17 protein-coding genes are annotated in these 16283 nt (G+C 65.2%); 14 read left to right on the top strand and 3 right to left on the bottom strand.

The window, feature by feature from the left end:
- Positions 1-4: 4 nt before the first annotated feature.
- Entirely contained in the window at positions 5-238 is a 234-nt protein-coding gene (locus J2T23_RS01495; protein ID WP_018771130.1) for a DUF5703 family protein, read from the bottom strand.
- Between the two features lie 40 nt (positions 239-278).
- Here J2T23_RS01495 and J2T23_RS01490 point away from each other — a divergent pair, with 40 nt between their 5' ends.
- Positions 279-545, top strand: coding sequence for a hypothetical protein (locus J2T23_RS01490; protein WP_141160435.1), 267 nt, complete (start codon positions 279-281; stop codon positions 543-545).
- A gap of 36 nt (positions 546-581) precedes the next feature.
- Here the strand turns inward: J2T23_RS01490 and J2T23_RS01485 are convergent, their stop codons facing one another.
- Positions 582-1517, bottom strand: a complete 936-nt coding sequence (locus tag J2T23_RS01485) for an aldo/keto reductase (RefSeq protein ID WP_141160434.1) — start codon at positions 1515-1517, stop codon at positions 582-584.
- Between the two features lie 51 nt (positions 1518-1568).
- Between J2T23_RS01485 and J2T23_RS01480 the strand changes: the two genes are divergently transcribed.
- The gene (locus J2T23_RS01480) at positions 1569-2402 is read left to right on the top strand and encodes an undecaprenyl-diphosphate phosphatase (protein ID WP_141160433.1); all 834 of its coding nucleotides are present in this window, start codon (positions 1569-1571) and stop codon (positions 2400-2402) included.
- Between the two features lie 15 nt (positions 2403-2417).
- Positions 2418-3695 carry a cysteine--1-D-myo-inosityl 2-amino-2-deoxy-alpha-D-glucopyranoside ligase gene (gene mshC / locus J2T23_RS01475; RefSeq protein ID WP_307356539.1) on the top strand — a complete coding sequence of 426 codons (1278 nt, stop codon included), beginning with the start codon at positions 2418-2420 and terminating at the stop codon, positions 3693-3695.
- A gap of 87 nt (positions 3696-3782) precedes the next feature.
- On the opposite strand, the gene J2T23_RS01470 is transcribed toward mshC, so the two are convergent.
- On the bottom strand, positions 3783-4688 hold the full coding sequence (locus tag J2T23_RS01470; protein WP_141160431.1) for a PAC2 family protein: 906 nt from the start codon (positions 4686-4688) through the stop codon (positions 3783-3785).
- A gap of 199 nt (positions 4689-4887) precedes the next feature.
- Between J2T23_RS01470 and J2T23_RS01465 the strand changes: the two genes are divergently transcribed.
- From J2T23_RS01465 to J2T23_RS01415, 11 genes are all read left to right on the top strand, one after another.
- A complete protein-coding gene (locus J2T23_RS01465; protein ID WP_370871412.1) occupies positions 4888-5568 on the top strand; it encodes an HAD family hydrolase in 681 nt (226 codons plus the stop codon).
- Complete coding sequence (locus J2T23_RS01460) at positions 5561-6751, top strand: site-2 protease family protein (RefSeq protein WP_307356535.1); 1191 nt, start codon at positions 5561-5563, stop codon at positions 6749-6751. Before J2T23_RS01465 ends, J2T23_RS01460 begins: the two co-directional genes overlap by 8 nt.
- 95 nt (positions 6752-6846) lie before the next feature.
- Complete coding sequence (locus tag J2T23_RS01455; protein WP_141181595.1) at positions 6847-7911, top strand: tRNA (adenine-N1)-methyltransferase; 1065 nt, start codon at positions 6847-6849, stop codon at positions 7909-7911.
- 82 nt (positions 7912-7993) lie between these two features.
- Complete coding sequence (arc, locus tag J2T23_RS01450; protein WP_141160427.1) at positions 7994-9745, top strand: proteasome ATPase; 1752 nt, start codon at positions 7994-7996, stop codon at positions 9743-9745.
- A 50-nt stretch (positions 9746-9795) separates the two neighbouring features.
- On the top strand, positions 9796-11415 hold the full coding sequence (dop, locus tag J2T23_RS01445; RefSeq protein ID WP_168225796.1) for a depupylase/deamidase Dop: 1620 nt from the start codon (positions 9796-9798) through the stop codon (positions 11413-11415).
- Positions 11416-11499: 84 nt separating this feature from the next.
- Positions 11500-11703, top strand: coding sequence for a ubiquitin-like protein Pup (locus J2T23_RS01440; RefSeq protein ID WP_141160425.1), 204 nt, complete (start codon positions 11500-11502; stop codon positions 11701-11703).
- Between the two features lie 80 nt (positions 11704-11783).
- Positions 11784-12605 (top strand): proteasome subunit beta, encoded by an 822-nt coding sequence (prcB, locus tag J2T23_RS01435; RefSeq protein WP_307356531.1) that lies wholly within the window; start codon positions 11784-11786, stop codon positions 12603-12605.
- Between the two features lies 1 nt (position 12606).
- The gene (gene prcA / locus J2T23_RS01430; RefSeq protein WP_141181598.1) at positions 12607-13317 is read left to right on the top strand and encodes a proteasome subunit alpha; all 711 of its coding nucleotides are present in this window, start codon (positions 12607-12609) and stop codon (positions 13315-13317) included.
- A 9-nt stretch (positions 13318-13326) separates the two neighbouring features.
- A complete protein-coding gene (gene pafA, locus J2T23_RS01425) occupies positions 13327-14691 on the top strand; it encodes a Pup--protein ligase (protein ID WP_141160422.1) in 1365 nt (454 codons plus the stop codon).
- 115 nt (positions 14692-14806) lie between these two features.
- Complete coding sequence (locus tag J2T23_RS01420) at positions 14807-15775, top strand: FKBP-type peptidyl-prolyl cis-trans isomerase (protein ID WP_141160421.1); 969 nt, start codon at positions 14807-14809, stop codon at positions 15773-15775.
- Between the two features lie 64 nt (positions 15776-15839).
- Complete coding sequence (locus J2T23_RS01415; protein WP_141160420.1) at positions 15840-16235, top strand: FKBP-type peptidyl-prolyl cis-trans isomerase; 396 nt, start codon at positions 15840-15842, stop codon at positions 16233-16235.
- The last annotated feature ends 48 nt before the right edge of the window (positions 16236-16283 follow it).

Below are 16283 nucleotides of genomic sequence, written 5' to 3'. Positions count from 1 at the left end.
GTCGCTAAACGGTCCTTTGGACCTGCATCACCCGGCGCCGCAGCCAGAAGCGCCGGCCGCCGCCCACGTAAAGCTTGCTGCGTTCCAGTTCCCACTTGCCATATTCGGAGTGTTCAACGAGCCGGCGCCGCGCCTCCGGCAAGGAATCATCAGGGCTCACGGTCAGCACGAGGTACTCGTACTGCCGCAAATAATCCCGCTCCCGCTGGACCGAGCTGGTGAGAAATTGTTCCTTCATTTGCTCTCCATTTTCGTCCTTTTCCGGCTAACGTGAAGTCATGAGCATCGATCCGCGTGTCGCGCTTTCGTCCCTGACCACCGCTTTGGAAGAACACCTTATAGCAGCATCGAACCGCCGCGGGGACGGTGATCCCTCCGTTGAGGCAGCGTTTTTCGCAGTTGCCGATGCTTTCGAAGTTTACGAGGACGCCCTTTACGAGGCCTACAACGAAGTAACGCCCCTGCAGGTCTTCGACGACGAGGATGACGAGGACGAAGAAGCCGACGTGGACGAGGATGAGGACCTCGAAATCGTCGAGGAATAGCAGCGGCCCCGGATCAGGGAAATCCGGGAACAAACCCTAGGACACCGCGGAAACATCCTCCAGCGCGCGCGCAATCTGCGGCGGCAGGGGCGCCAGCTGGGCATCGAGGATTTCCTTCAGCTGCACCGGAGTGCGCGCGCCAACGATCGCCGTGGCAACTCCCTGCTGCGCGAGCAGCCAGGACAGCGAGACATCCTGCGGAGTCCGGCCCAGCCCGTTGGCAGCCATGCACACGGCATCCACGATCCGCGACGGCTTGTCCTCCAGATACGGCTCCACGTATGCGGCTTCGCTGACGGAGGCGCCGCGTGAACCGGCGGGAATGCTGCCACGGTACTTTCCCGTGAGTACCCCACGGCCCAGGGGGGCCCAGGCCATCAGGCCGAGCCCGGCATCGTCGGCGGCCGGCATCAGTTCCGCTTCCGCCGTCCGGTCAAGGAACGAGTACTCCGCCTGGACAGCCACCAGCGGCACAACGCTGGTTGCCGCGGCCTTCGCGGCCTGCCAGCCCCTGTAGTTCGAGATTCCCGCGTACCTGGCCCGCCCGGTGCGGACTGCGAATTCCAGCGCCGCCAGGGTTTCGTCGAGGGGAACGTTGCCATCCCAGGCTTCGGCGAACCAAAGGTCCACATAGTCCGTACCCAGCCTTGCCAGGCTGGCGTCCAGTCCGGTGAGCATCGCATTGCGTGACGTGTCCACCGCGCGCCGGCCATCCGGCGTCGTCATCCCCGCTTTCGTGGAGATGGAAACCTCCGTGCGGGACACTACATCGCCCAGCAGCGATCCAAGGATCGCCTCCGATCCGCCGCCCGCATATGACGCCGCCGTATCCACGTGCCGGCCGCCCGCCTCGAGGAAGGTGCGCAGCAACTCCGAGGCGTCCTGCTCATCCGTGTCGCCACCCCAGGACCGGGTGCCAAGGGAGAGGGCTGAGACTCGCAATCCACTGTTGCCGACGTAACGCTGCTGCATAGCAGCAAGCTTACGGGCAGGAGCACCGCCGCCATGCCGTAGGGTCTTAGCGTGAACTGGTTTGAAGCGGCCCTGCTGGGCCTAGTGCAGGGACTGACCGAATTTCTACCGATTTCATCAAGCGCGCACCTGCGGATCGTGGGGGAGTTCCTCCCCAACGCGCAGGACCCGGGGGCAGCCTTTACGGCCATCACCCAGCTCGGCACGGAGACCGCCGTCCTGATCTTCTTCTGGCGGGATATTGTCCGCATCGTCAAAGCCTGGGCCGGCTCCCTTTCCGGCAAGGTGCCACGGCAGGACCCTGACGCACGCATGGGCTGGCTGGTGATTCTGGGCAGCCTGCCCATCATCGTGCTGGGGCTGCTCTTCCAGGACCAGATCGAATCCGTGCTCCGCAGCATGTGGATCGTGGCCACCATGCTGATCGTCTTCGGCCTCATCCTCGCCGTGGCGGACGCAACCGGCGCCCAGAAGCGGGACCTGGCCCACCTGACCTACAAGCACGGCATGTTGTACGGACTGGCGCAGGCCCTGGCCCTTATTCCGGGCGTCTCCCGCTCCGGCGGAACCATCACCGCGGGCCTGCTGATGGGCTACACCCGTGAGGCCGCGGCACGGTACTCGTTCCTGCTGGCAATCCCCGCCGTTTTCGGCAGCGGGCTGTACCAGCTGTACAAGGTGGTCACCAAGGAAGGGATCTCCGGACCCTTCGGCCTTCCCGAAACTGCGCTTGCCACCGTCATCGCCCTTGTGGTGGGCTACGTCATCATCGGTTGGTTCCTGAAGTTCGTCTCCACCCGCAGCTACCGGCTCTTTGTCTGGTACCGGATCTTCCTGGGGCTCGCCCTCTACCTCCTCCTCGGTTTCGGCGTCATCAGCGCCTAGGACTAGGCTTGGCATGTGAAATCCTGGACTTCCCGCCCTGTGCCTGCCCTGCCCGGAAACATGCCCGCCATCCGCCTGTTCGACACCGCGGCGGGCCGCGACGTGGCACTGGAACCGGAGGCCCGGCCGTCCATGTACGTCTGCGGCATCACCCCCTACGACGCAACGCACATGGGGCATGCGGCCAGCTACGTGGCTTTTGACCTGCTGAACCGCGCCTGGCGCGATGCAGGCAGCGAAGTCTCCTACGTTCAGAACGTCACGGACGTGGACGATCCCCTGCTGGAACGCGCCACCGCCACCGGCGTCGACTGGCGCGACCTCGCCGCGGAACAGGTGGAACTCTTCCAGACCGACATGGAGGCGCTGAACGTCCTCGCGCCGGACAACTACGTCGGCGCCGTCGAATCCATCGGCCTGATCGTCCCCGAAGTGGAACGGCTGGTCAGCATGGGGCTGGCGTACCGGGTTGCAGGCACCAACGGCGAACCTGACGGGGACGTCTATTACGACGTCGAAGCCGCCGGCAAGCAGTCAACGGCACCTGATGCGTGGGCCCTGGGGTCCATTTCCCACCTGGGTGAAAGCGCCATGCTGGAGCTCTTCGCCGAGCGCGGCGGGGATCCGGGCCGCGCCGGTAAGCGGCAGGCCCTGGACCCGCTGCTCTGGCGGGTGGAACGGGAAGGGGAGCCGAGCTGGCCTGGTGGCAGCCTTGGACCGGGACGGCCGGGCTGGCACATTGAGTGCACCGTGATCGCACAGAAGTACCTCCCCGCGCCCTTCACCGTGCAGGGCGGCGGATCGGACCTGATTTTCCCGCACCACGAAATGGGCGCGGGCCACGCCTACTCACTGGCCGGCGTCCCGCTGGCGAAGCACTACGCCCACGCCGGCATGGTTGGGTTGGACGGCGAGAAGATGAGCAAGTCCAAAGGCAACCTGGTGTTGGTTTCGAAGCTCCGCGCTGCCGGGGAAGACCCGGCGGCCATCCGACTGGCCATCCTTGCCCACCACTACCGCTCGGATTGGTCCTGGACTGACGAAGGCTTCGCTGCCGCGAAGGCAGACCTGGCGGCCTGGCGGACGGCGCTCGACCACGCCCCGGAGGGCTCGGGCCCGGCCCTGCTGGCCGGGATGCGCGAAGCGCTGGCAGCCGACCTGGATGCGCCTGCAGCGGTCGCCGCGGTGTCGCGCTGGGCCCGGGCAGCCAACGACGGCGGTGCTGCCGCCAGCGCCCCTGACGCAGCGCTGGTCAAGGACGCGGTTGACGCGCTCCTGGGCGTCCGGCTCTAGGAGTCGATCCACAGCAGCAGACGGGAAGGGCCTGGCGGGATCGCTCCCGGCCAGGCCCTTCCCGTTGAGGCAGTCAGTACGGCCGCATCAGGGCCGGTCCTGGCCCCGGCGCTTCAGGTAGCGCTCGAATTCACGGGCGATGGACTCGCCGCTGGCTTCGGGCAGGTCTGCGGTGTCCTTGGCTTCCTCCAATTGCCGGACGTACGCGGCAATTTCAGGATCCTCCGTGGCGAGTTCGTCCACGCCGCGCTCCCACGCGTCAGCTTCCTCCGCCAGCTCGTGCGTGTCCAGCGGCACCTGGAGGAGCTCCTCGATCCGGTGCAGGAGGGCCAGCTGGGCTTTGGGGGAGGGCGCCTGGGCCACATAGTGCGGCACTGCGGCCCACAATGACACGGTGGGGATGCCGGCCAGGAGGGCCACCTCTGACAGGACGCCCACGATCCCAACGGGGCCCTCATACTGTGACGCCTCCAGGTTCATGCGCTCACGGAGCGGAGCGTCGTCCGAGGACGTGCTCACCGGGATTGGGCGGCTGTGCGGAACGTCGGCCAGGAGCGCCCCCACCAGCACCACGTAATCCACGTTCAGGGCCTCGGCATGGACCAGCAGCTCGGCCGTGTAGGCACGCCACTTATAGGACGGCTCAGTGCCCTGGACAAAGATGACGTCCACATTGGAGTTGGGGGCACTGGCCTTGTAGATCCGGGTGGAAGGCCATTTGATCTTCCGTTCACCGGCCGCGTTCCGGCGCACCGTGGGGCGCGTGAACTGGAAGTCGTAGTACTCGTCGGCATCGATGGAAGCGACTTTCTTGCCGCCCCACAATTTGTTCAGGTAGCGCAGCGAATCGCTGGCTGCTTCTCCGGCGTCGTTCCACCCCTCAAAGGCGGCAAGCATCACAGTTATGCGCTGTCCGTCAGCGACTGGCTGCAGGAACCGTTCCCGCTCGGGTCCGGCACCCTGTTCGGCGGTGTCTCCCTCGAAGCTATTCATTTCTTCACCCTACGTCCAAGCGGCTGGCCCGTGCAGAGAATGAAGCGCCACAAATCCCGCGAAACCCACCCGCTGGGCCGTCCGGCCGCGGCATATTCGCCGAGGGCGTAGCCCACAGCCGCCGCCCAGCCACGCCCCGTAGACTGGCGGTATGCCAATTCCTGCCGCCAGTTCCCCGCTTAAAGCCGTCCTCTGGGACATGGACGGGACCATTGTGGACACCGAGCCATACTGGATCGCCGCGGAGCATGCGCTGGTGGAGGCCCACGGGGGAACGTGGAGCCATGACCAGGCAATGCAGCTGGTTGGCCAGTCGCTGACGTTTTCCGCCGGCCTGCTCCAGCAGGCCGGCGTCGAACTCGAAATCCGGGAAATTATCGACACCCTGACCGCCCAGGTGGTCAGCAGCGTCCAGCAGCAGGTGCCGTGGCGGCCCGGCGCCCGTGAACTCCTTGAGGAACTGCACCTTGCCGGCGTGCGCTGCGCTTTGGTGACCATGTCAGAGGGCCCGTTGGCCCGCGAAGTGGTGGCCAGCCTTCCCCGGCCGTACTTTGACGTACTGGTTACCGGGGACACGGTGAGCCAGGGCAAGCCGCACCCCGAGGCGTACCTGACCGCCGTCGAACTCCTGCAGGAGGACGATCCCCACCTTGGAATCCACCACTGCGTAGCCCTTGAGGATTCCGTTCCGGGCGTGGCCGCGGCCGTGGCCTCCGGTGTGGCCACTGTGGCTGTCCCGCACATTGTTCCCCTCCCGGACAACGGCAGCTATGCGCTGTGGGATTCCCTGTCCGGCCGGGGCCTGGAGGAGCTGGAAGCCCTGCTCCTGCCGGCCGGTTCCACTGGGGCGGCCGCCTCGCGCGGTGGTCACCGTGGCTGAACCGGATACCGGACAGGGTCCCGCAGCGGGCACGCCAGCGCGCCGCGCGGGCATTCCCCTGGGGCGCATCGCCGGCGTTCCGGTGGTGCTGGCATACTCGTGGTTTGTGATCGCGGCCTTCACGGTGATCGTCTACGGGCCGGTACTTGCGCGGAACAACCCCATGCTGGGCGCCAGCGCCTATGTGGTGGCGTTCGCCTATGCCGTGTTGCTGCTCATTTCCGTCCTTGTCCACGAACTCGCCCACGCCCTGACGGCAAAAATCTACGGCTGGCCCACCCAAAAGATCGTCCTCAACCTCTGGGGCGGCCACACCCAGTTTGAAAGCTTCACCTCTTCTCCGGGCCGGTCGTTGCTTGTTGCTTTGGCCGGGCCGGCCGCAAACTTCGTCCTGGCCGGCGGAGCGTGGCTGGTGCTCAGCACCAACAGCCTGGGCAGCGTGGCCGAAATCCTGACGAACATCTTCATGTGGGCCAACTTCCTCATCGGTGTCTTCAACGTCCTGCCGGGCCTTCCACTCGACGGCGGCCGGCTGGTCGAATCCATCGTCTGGAAAGCCACCGGCAGCCAGGCGAAAGGCACCGTGGCGGCCGGCTGGGGCGGCCGGATCATCGTCCTCGCCATCGGCTACTGGTTCCTCCTTCGTCCGTTCCTCGCCGGCGACCAGCCCGAATTCAGCCTCCTGATGATCACCATCCTGGTGGGCGGGTTCCTGTGGATGGGCGCATCCGCATCCATCCAGCAGGGCACCCTGCGCGGGCGGCTCCCACTGGTCAGCGCCGCAGCATTGTCGACGCCGGCTGCCGGCGTTCCCTCCAGCGGTACGGTCCGGGACGCCCTCCGCCTCGGCGAAGCAGGAACAAAATCCGTGGTGGTTTGCGGCCCCGACGGACGGCCGGAAGGCGTGGTGGACACGGGCGCCCTTGCAGCCGTGCCCGGTTCAGCGGCAGATACGACCCCCGTCACCGCCGTCTCGTTTCCCCTGGCCGCCGGCGCCTATATTCCGGAGTGGTCCAAGGGGCAGGAACTGATCCAGTTCCTCTCCCAGCTTGAGGGACGCCACTACGCCGTGGTTGACCACCACGGAACCGTTACGGGTTTGCTGACGCAGGAAGCCGTCCTGGCCGCCATCACCGGGAAGCGCCTGCGCAACGATAGGCACCCCCAGGGCCAGAACCGGTAGAGTTACCTGCCGGTCGTGCATTGCCACCGCACGTAGCCGCGTCCCTGGGAGCATCAGGCAGCGGCACAACAGGTTTACAGGAGCGAGGAAGAAACATGAGCAGCGAAACTGCCGTCAACGACGCCAAGGGAGCAGCGCAAGCCGGTGCTGCCGCCAGCGGCTCGCAGCCGGTGGGCGCTGCCCGTCGCCGGGGCCCATTCCGGGAGGGCGAACGCGTCCAACTGACCGACGAGCGTGGCCGGATGAACACCATCACCCTGGAACGCGGCGGCGCTTTCCACACCCACCGCGGATTCCTGAACCACGACGAAATCATTGGCCAGGTGGACGGCTCAGTGGTGGTGAACAACGTGGGCCAGCAGTACCAGACCCTCCGGCCCCTGCTCTCGGACTTTGTGCTGTCCATGCCGCGCGGCGCCGCCGTCGTATATCCCAAGGACGCCGGCCAGATCGTCACCATGGCGGACATCTTCCCCGGCGCACGCGTCGTGGAGGCCGGCGTGGGCTCGGGGGCACTCTCCATTTCCCTGCTCCGCGCGGTGGGGGACAACGGCTACCTGCACTCCTTCGAAAGGCGTGAGGAGTTCGCGGACATCGCCCGCGGCAACGTGGAAACCATCTTCGGTGGCCCCCACCCCGCGTGGCAGATCTCCCTTGGTGACTTCCAGGAGGAAGTGGTCAAGGCCGAGGCGCCCGGCTCCGTGGACCGCGTGGTCCTGGACATGCTGGCGCCGTGGGAATGCCTCGACGCCGTGGCCACCGTGCTCGCGCCCGGCGGCGTCTGGATCAACTACGTCGCCACGGTGACCCAACTCTCCCGCACGGCCGAAGCCATCCGCGCGGACGGACGCTTCACCGAACCCGATGCCTGGGAGTCGATGGTCCGCGGGTGGCACCTTGAAGGACTGGCCGTGCGCCCCGACCACCGGATGGTGGCCCACACAGGGTTCCTGCTGGTCACCCGGCGGTTGGCAGACGGCGTCACCGGGATTTCGGTCAAGCGCCGCCCGTCCAAGACCGAGTTCAACGAAGAGGACGTCAACGCCTGGACGCCAGGAGCGGTGGGGGAGCGGGCAGTGTCCGACAAGAAGCTCCGGCGTGCCGCCCGTGACGCCATCGCGGGGACCAACGTCGTGGACAACCCCGAAGTTACGAACTAGTCCATATTTCGGGAGCCTCCATCCCTACCCGGCCTCTTGGGACTAATGTCTTAAGAGAAGCGCAGGAAGGGGCTGATACATCATGGAGACACCAAACCAGGACTCCGGACGTACACCGGCAGAGCAGTCTGCCGCCAACGACCTCTCGGTTGCTGACCGCCAGGTCAACATACTTCGGGACAAGCTCAGGCACATCGACCGCCAGTTGGCAGCGGCAACGCAGAACAACTCGAAGCTGGTCAGCATGCTTGAGACGGCGAAGGCAGAGATTCTCCGCCTGAAGAACGCCCTGGACCAGGAAGGGCAACCGCCCTACAGCTTCGGCACCATCCTCCAAATCAACCCGAAACGGCAGCCCGCCCCCGGCAACAGCGGCCAGGCTGCCACCGAGGAATCGGTGGACATCTTCAACGCGGGCCGGAAGATGCGCGTGGGCATCAGCCCGCTGGTCAACATCAACCAGCTTGCGGTCGGCCAGGAAGTGCTGCTGAACGAGGCACTCCTGATCGTCGCGGGGCTGGGCTACGAGCGGGCAGGTGAGCTGGCCACCCTGAAGGAAATGCTCGGACGGGACCGCGCCCTTGTGGTTGGCCGCGCGGACGAAGAACGCGTTGTCCGGCTCTCCGGTGCGCTCCTTTCCGAAAAACTGCGGGTCGGCGATGCCCTCTCCGTCGATTCCCGGACCGGATACGCGCTGGAGAAGGTTCCCCGCTCAGAGGTGGAAAACCTTGTCCTCGAGGAAGTTCCGGACATCACGTATGAGGACATCGGCGGCCTTGGCCCCCAGATCGAGCAGATCCGGGACGCCGTGGAACTGCCGTTCCTGCACCCGGACCTCTACCGTGAGCACGGCCTCAAGGCTCCCAAGGGCATCCTGCTGTATGGCCCTCCCGGCTGCGGCAAGACCCTGATTGCCAAGGCCGTTGCCAACTCGCTCGCTGCCCGCGCCGCGGAGCGGTCCGGGAATGTCGACCTGAAGAGCTACTTCCTGAATATCAAGGGCCCGGAACTCCTTGACAAGTACGTTGGCGAGACCGAGCGGCACATCCGCCTGATCTTCGCCCGCGCCCGGGAGAAGGCCTCGGACGGCAGCCCCGTCGTGGTGTTCTTCGACGAAATGGACTCGCTGTTCCGCACCCGCGGCACCGGCATTTCGTCCGACGTCGAAACCACCATCGTGCCCCAGCTCCTCAGCGAGATCGACGGCGTCGAGCGCCTGGACAACGTGATCGTGATCGGCGCATCCAACCGCGAGGACATGATCGATCCCGCCATCCTCCGGCCCGGCCGGCTTGACGTGAAGGTCAAGATCCAGCGGCCCGATGCGGAGGCAGCGGCCGACATCTTCAACAAATACATCACGCCGGACCTGCCATTCCACGAATCAGACCTGGCCGAACACAACGGTGATGTCCAGGCAACCGTCGACGCCATGGTCCAGCGCACCGTGGAGGCGATGTACTCCACCGACAAATCCAACGAATTCCTCGAGGTCACCTACGCCAACGGTGACACGGAAATGCTGTACTTCAAGGACTTCAACTCCGGTGCCGTGGTGCAGAACGTGGTGGACAGGGCCAAGAAGTATGCCATCAAGGACCTGCTGACATCACACCAGAAAGGTCTCCGGATCGAGCACCTGCTGCGCGCCGTGGTGGACGAATTCCGTGAGCACGAAGACATGCCCAACACCACGAACCCAGATGACTGGGCACGCATCTCCGGAAAGAAGGGTGAACGGATTACCTATATCCGCACCATCGTGCAGGGCAAAGCCGGCCAGGAGCCCGGCAAGTCCATCGAGACAATGCCCACTACTGGACAGTATCTGTGACGGGTTCACAGGGATCCGCCGGCGGGGAGGCCCTCCCCGCCGGCGGGGCCATGCGGGTTATGGGGGCAGAAACGGAATACGGAATCCACGCTCCGTCAGCCCCTTCCGCCAACGCCACCATGATGAGCGCCCGCGTGGTCCAGGCCTACGCGCAGGTCACCCGGCAGCGGGCGGCCGGCGGGGCAGAGACGCGTTGGGACTACACGGATGAGGAGCCTTTGCACGATGCCCGCGGCTGGACAGTTGACCGCGGTGCCGCCCATCCCTCCCAGCTGACGGACCAGCCGCCGGTGCTCGATGCGGAGGCGGTGGCTTTGGCCTACGGCCGCGAGGAACTGGAGCTCGACGGCCAGGACGAGTCGGGGACGCTCCTGATGAACATGGTCCTCGGCAACGGCGCGCGGCTCTATGTCGACCACGCCCACCCCGAGTACTCCAGCCCCGAGGTAACGAACCCCCGGGACGCTGTGGCCTGGGACGCCGCCGGTGACCTTGTGGGCCTGGCGGCCGTGCGCCGACTGGCAGCCGACCCGACCCTGCCGCCGGTCAATCTCTACAAAAACAACACGGACAACAAATCGGTTTCCTACGGCTCGCACGAAAACTACCTCATGCCCCGGTCCGTACCGTTCGGGGACATTGTGCGCGGGCTGACACCGTTTTTCGTCAGCCGGCAGGTGGTGTGCGGGGCAGGCCGGCTGGGTATCGGTCAGGACAGCTCCATCCCTGGCTTCCAGATCAGCCAGCGCGCCGACTTCTTCGAAGCAGAGGTGGGCCTGGAAACGACCATCCGCCGGCCCATTATCAACACCCGGGATGAGCCCCATTCCACCGCTGACAAGTACCGGCGCCTGCACGTCATCATCGGGGACGCCAACCTCAGCCAGGTGTCCAACTACCTCAAGTTCGGCACCACCGCCCTGGTCCTCAGCCTGGTCGAAGCCGGGCTGGCTCCGAAAATCGAGGTATATGAGCCCGTCACCGCCCTCAAAACGGTGAGCCACGATACGTCCCTGACTGCCAAAATCCGGTTGCTGGACGGCAGGCGCGTCACAGCACTGGATCTCCAGTGGATGTACCACGAGGCCGCCGCCAAACTTGCGCAGGACACCGGTGTGGGCGATGCCGTGGACGGCGACGGACACACCCATGAGGTCCTGGAACGGTGGGCGTCTGTCCTCACCCAGCTCGACAGCGACAGGGCCGCGGCGGCCACCGCGGTGGAATGGCTGGCCAAGCTCTCCCTTTTGGACGGTTACCGCCAGCGCGACGGCCTGGACTGGAGCGACGCCCGGCTGGGCCTTGTCGACCTGCAGTGGGCCGACATCAGGCCCGAGAAGGGCCTCTACTACCGCCTGCTGTCCAGGAACCGGATGCAACGGGTGGTGGATGATTCCGCCATCGCAGCTGCCGTGGCGGAGCCACCGGCGGATACCCGGGCGTTCTTCCGGGGCAAGTGCATCAGCAGCTTTGGCAAGGATGTGGTGGGGGCAAGCTGGGATTCGGTCATCTTCGACGTGCCCGGCTACGGGAGGCTTCAGCGGGTGCCCACCCGTGAGCCACTGAGGGGAACCAAAGCCCTGACTGGAGCGTTGTTTGAGCGCTACCGGGAAGCGGGACCGTTCCTGGGTGAACTGCTGGGACACAACAGCACTCCGCCTGCGGCGTAAACAGCGCAGGAACGCCCGTCCCGTGGCAGGATGGGCATATCGGAGGATCCGCCGGATCCACCGACGGAAGAAAGAGGAAAACCAATGGCAGGCCAGGAGCAGCAGCAGCCGCAGTCACGTGACACCCAGGTCGACGAAGACATCCCCGAAGCACCCCCGGCAGCACCGGAGGCGCAGGCCTCGGCATCCACCGAAGGCGTGGATGACCTGCTCGACGAGATCGACGGCGTCCTCGAATCCAACGCCGAAGAGTTCGTCCGGGCATTCGTCCAAAAGGGCGGCCAGTAACCCGGACCGCTGGGTGGCTGAAGCCGCGGAAGGCCGGGATCTGTACCGACGTTGTGAGTACCACATTCAAGGAGTGATGAGTGCAGGAATCAACCGCCAACCAGGTAGCCGCCAACGCCACCTCGTCCTTTACCGAACACCTGCAGCGGGACCGGCCTGAGCTGTTGCCCTTCAGCCGGCCCCTCCCGGGAGGTGCGTCAACCGCTGCGCCGGTCCAGGTTCCCCATGCCACCACCATCGTTGCCATGAGCTATGGCGGCGGCGTCCTGATGGCGGGCGACAGGCGGGCCACCATGGGAAACGTCATTGCCAGCAGGCACATCGAGAAAGTCTTCCCGGCTGATCATTTCTCCGTCCTGGGCATCGCCGGAACTGCCGGCATAGCCATTGACCTGACGCGGCTGTTCCAAGTTGAACTTGAGCATTACGAAAAGATTGAAGGCACCCAGCTCAGCCTTGAAGGCAAGGCGAACCGTCTGGGTGCCATGATCAGAGGCAACCTCCCCCTGGCCCTGCAGGGACTTGCGGTGGTGCCCCTGTTCGCCGGATTCGACATCAGCGCCGGCGTTGGCCGCCTGTTTTCCTACGACGTCACCGGCGGCAGGTATGAGGAACACGAACACCACACCGTCGGCTCCGGCTCCGTGTTCGCCCGCGGTGCCCTGAAGAAGCTTTGGCGGCCCAACCTGAACCCGGAGCAGGCCCTCTCCGTTGCCGTGGAGTCTCTGTATGACGCCGCCGACGACGATTCGGCAACGGGCGGTCCGGATACAGTCCGCCAGTTGTGGCCGGTGGTGTACACGGTTGATAGGACCGGAGCCCGGCGCGTCCCTGAAGCCGAACTCGCGGCGGCCTCGCGCAGCGTAATCGAAGCGCGCACCATCGCCGGACGGGAGGCCTGAGATGACCCAGCAGTTCTATGTCTCACCTGAACAGCTAATGAAGGACCGCGCGGACTTCGCGCGGAAGGGCATCGCGCGGGGCCGCTCCGTAGTGGTCATCAGCTGTGCCGACGGCATCGCCCTCGTAGCCGAGAATCCGTCGCCGTCCCTGCACAAAATCGGGGAAATCTACGACAAAATCGCCTTCGCCGCCGTCGGCAAGTACAACGAATTCGAAAGCCTCCGCCAGGCCGGAGTGCGCTACGCCGATGTGAGGGGGTACTCCTACGACCGTGAGGATGTGACCGCGCGGGGCTTGGCCAGCGTGTACGCCCAAAGCCTGGGAGCCGTCTTCACCGCCGAGCAAAAGCCCTTCGAGGTGGAACTCGCAGTCGCCGAAGTTGGACCCACGCAGGCCGAAGACCATCTCTACCGGCTTACCTTCGACGGTTCGATCGCCGACGAACACAGCTTTGTCGTCATGGGTGGACAGGCTGAGAAAGTGTCGTCCGCCATCGGGGAAGGGTGGCAGTCCTCGCTGGGCTTCGCCGATGCCGTGAGGCTGGCACTGAAGGGACTCACCCCCGCCCAGGAGGGGGACCAGCCGGCGGCACCGTTGCCGCCGGGTGCACTGGAAGTCGCCGTCCTGGACCGGGTCTCCGAAAACTCCCGCGGCACCCGGCGTGCCTTCCGCCGGCTGAACGACGCGGACATCACCGCACTGCTGGCCTAGGAGGAACACATGGACAAGAGAATCTTCGGTATCGAAACCGAGTTTGGGATCTCCTACTCGAGCCCCGACTCGAGACCTCTTGCGCCGGAGGAGGTGGCCCGGTACCTGTTCCGCAAGGTGGTCAGCTGGGGGCGCTCGTCAAATGTGTTCCTCACCAATGGTTCACGGCTGTACCTCGATGTCGGGTCGCATCCGGAATACGCCACGGCCGAGTGCGACGACCTTGCCCAGCTGATCGCGCACGACCGGGCCGGCGAACTCATTCTCGACGACCTCGTGGATGAGGCCCAGGCACGCCTCGCTGCCGAAGGCTTTAACGGGACCGTGTACCTGTTCAAGAACAACACCGACTCGGCCGGGAACTCCTACGGCAGCCACGAGAATTACCTGATTCCCCGGCGCGGCGAGTTCTCCCGCCTGGCCGAAATCCTGATTCCGTTCCTGGTCACCCGCCAGCTCATAGCCGGCGCGGGAAAGATCCTGAAGACGCCCCACGGTGCCACGTATGCGTTCTCCCAGCGTGCCGACCACATCTGGGAGGGCGTCTCGTCCGCCACCACCCGGTCCCGGCCCATCATCAACACCAGGGACGAACCGCATGCCGATGCCGAGTTCTACCGGCGGCTGCACGTGATCGTGGGCGACTCCAACATGTCCGAGGCCACCGCGCTGATGAAAGTCGGCACCGTGGACCTGGTCCTTCGAATGATCGAGGCCGGGGTGATCATGCGCGACATGCGGATGGAGAACCCCATCCGAAGCATCCGGGAAATTTCCCACGACCTCAGTGGCCGCGCGCTGGTCCGCCTGGCCAACGGACGGCAGCTCACCGCACTTGAAATCCAGCAGGAGTACCTGACCAAGGTCACAGCCTTCGTCCAGGAGCACGGCGCCCACAACCCGCATGTTCCCCTGATCCTGGACCTGTGGGAGCGAACGCTCCGTGCGATCGAGTCCGGAGATGCCAGTGGGATCGATACCGAAATCGACTGGGCCATCAAGAAAAAGCTGATGGACAACTACCGCGAACGGCACAACCTTGGCCTGGAGGCCCCCCGGATTGCCCAGCTCGACCTGACGTACCACGACATCTCCCGCAGCCGCGGGCTGTACTACCTGCTGCAGTCCCGGGGTGCGGTGCGTCGTATTGTCGACGACACCGTGATCAAGGGAGCCGTGGACGCACCGCCGCAAACAACGCGCGCCAAGCTGCGCGGCGACTTCGTCCGCCGTGCGCAGGAACTGGGACGCGACTACACCGTGGACTGGGTGCACCTGAAGCTCAACGACCGCGCGCATCAGACAATCCTTTGCAAAGATCCCTTCCGCAGCGTTGATGAGCGCGTGGATGCCCTGTTGGACTCTATGGGCTGACGTCCAGCTTCAGGGTCTATTCTGGATAAGGTCCTTTTTAAAGGGACCTTCTACGGCGTTGTCCGCAGCCATGCGGAAAGCCGTGTCCACCCTGCCCCGACGAAAGTTTTACTACGTGCGCCGACTACTAGCAATCCTCCTTCCCGGCCTGCTGCTCCTGACCGCCTGCGGAGGCACAGCCCCGCAGCCTGAGCCAAGCAGCCAGTCCGCCGGGGAGACTGCAAAGTTCGACTCCCTCAAGCTGACTGACAACGGGGACAAGAAGGCCCCGGGTGTGGACTTCGACAAGCCCCTGGCCGTCACCCAGCCCACCATCAAGGTGGTTTCCGAAGGCAGCGGCGACACCGTCAAGGCAAACCAGGTAGCCAAGATCTCCATCCTGGCCGTCAACGGTTCGGATGGCTCCCAACTTGAGGATACGTTCCCCAATGAGCCGGAAAGCCTGGAGCTGAACGACGAGCTGAAAACCAGCAGTGCCGTGATCTACAACGCGTTCGTCGGTGCAAAGGTTGGCTCCAGCCTTGCCCTGGCCGTCCCTGCCCAGCAGAGTGCACCCTCGGCCAGTCCGAGCCCGTCAGATGGCGCGAGCCCCAGCCCCAGCGCAGCAGCCGGGCCATCCCAGCTGCTGATCATCAAGGTCCTTTCCGCCTCGGACCCCACCCCCGTCCTCGACAAGCCTCAGGGTGACGCGGTGACGCCGCCGGCCGGGCTGCCGACTGTGACGGAAAAAGACGGCGTCCCGGAGATCAACGTCGCAGGGGCACCCGCTCCCACCGCCCTGGTCTCGCAGGACCTGATCAAGGGCACGGGCGCCGCCGTCAAGGAAACCGACACGCTCACCGTGAACTACGTTGGCGTCAATCTCTCCGACGGCACCAAATTCGACTCCAGCTTCGACCGCGGCCAGCCGGCCACTTTCCCGCTCTCGGGCGTCATCAAAGGCTGGACCCAGGGCCTCGCGGGTAAGACTGTGGGCTCCCGCGTCCTGCTTGTCATCCCCAAGGATCTGGCTTACGGAGACGCCGGCCAGGGCCAGGCAAAGGGCGACCTTGTCTTCGTAGTGGACATCCTCGGGGTCAAGTAGCAAGACTTACAGGGACGCCGCGTCCTTCGCGGCACCCATCACCACGCACTCATTAGGAGCAAGCATGTCGTTTGGACAGCGGGAATTCGACCGCCAGAAGCCCGAGATCGACTTCCCGGAAGGCGACGTCCCCACGGAACTCGTCATCACGGACCTCATCGAGGGTGACGGTAAGGAAGCCAAAGCAGGGGACACCGTCTCCACCCACTACGTCGGCGTCGCCTGGTCCACGGGCGAAGAATTCGACGCCTCCTGGGGCCGCGGCGCACCGCTGGACTTCCGGGTCGGTGTCGGCCAGGTCATCCAGGGCTGGGACCAGGGCCTGCTGGGCATGAAGGTCGGCGGCCGCCGCCGCCTGGAGATCCCCTCAGAACTGGCATACGGCTCCCGTGGAGCCGGTGGAGCGATCAAGCCCAACGAGGCACTGATTTTCGTCGTGGACCTCGTCGCCGTCCGCTGAGGCGGCAGCACAAGCAGAAACTGATCGCACCGCAAAGCGCGGCAGCAG

Origin of the sequence: Pseudarthrobacter niigatensis (assembly GCF_030812615.1) — a bacterium.
GTDB classification, from domain to species: Bacteria; Actinomycetota; Actinomycetes; order Actinomycetales; family Micrococcaceae; genus Arthrobacter; species Arthrobacter niigatensis.
Note: the sequence above shows the minus strand (reverse complement) of the source record. Positions and strands in the feature narration are given on the sequence as shown.

Coding starts and splice junctions, on each gene's coding strand:
- J2T23_RS01470 (WP_141160431.1), bottom strand. CDS start 4,688: ATGAATAGCTTCGAGGGAGACACCGCCGAACAGGGTGCCGGACCCGAG.
- J2T23_RS01415 (WP_141160420.1), top strand. CDS start 15,840: ATGTCGTTTGGACAGCGGGAATTCGACCGCCAGAAGCCCGAGATCGAC.
- pafA (WP_141160422.1), top strand. CDS start 13,327: ATGGACAAGAGAATCTTCGGTATCGAAACCGAGTTTGGGATCTCCTAC.
- dop (WP_168225796.1), top strand. CDS start 9,796: ATGCGGGTTATGGGGGCAGAAACGGAATACGGAATCCACGCTCCGTCA.
- J2T23_RS01455 (WP_141181595.1), top strand. CDS start 6,847: ATGAGCAGCGAAACTGCCGTCAACGACGCCAAGGGAGCAGCGCAAGCC.
- prcA (WP_141181598.1), top strand. CDS start 12,607: ATGACCCAGCAGTTCTATGTCTCACCTGAACAGCTAATGAAGGACCGC.
- J2T23_RS01490 (WP_141160435.1), top strand. CDS start 279: ATGAGCATCGATCCGCGTGTCGCGCTTTCGTCCCTGACCACCGCTTTG.
- J2T23_RS01495 (WP_018771130.1), bottom strand. CDS start 238: ATGAAGGAACAATTTCTCACCAGCTCGGTCCAGCGGGAGCGGGATTAT.
- J2T23_RS01440 (WP_141160425.1), top strand. CDS start 11,500: ATGGCAGGCCAGGAGCAGCAGCAGCCGCAGTCACGTGACACCCAGGTC.
- J2T23_RS01465 (WP_370871412.1), top strand. CDS start 4,888: ATGGACGGGACCATTGTGGACACCGAGCCATACTGGATCGCCGCGGAG.
- arc (WP_141160427.1), top strand. CDS start 7,994: ATGGAGACACCAAACCAGGACTCCGGACGTACACCGGCAGAGCAGTCT.
- J2T23_RS01485 (WP_141160434.1), bottom strand. CDS start 1,517: ATGCAGCAGCGTTACGTCGGCAACAGTGGATTGCGAGTCTCAGCCCTC.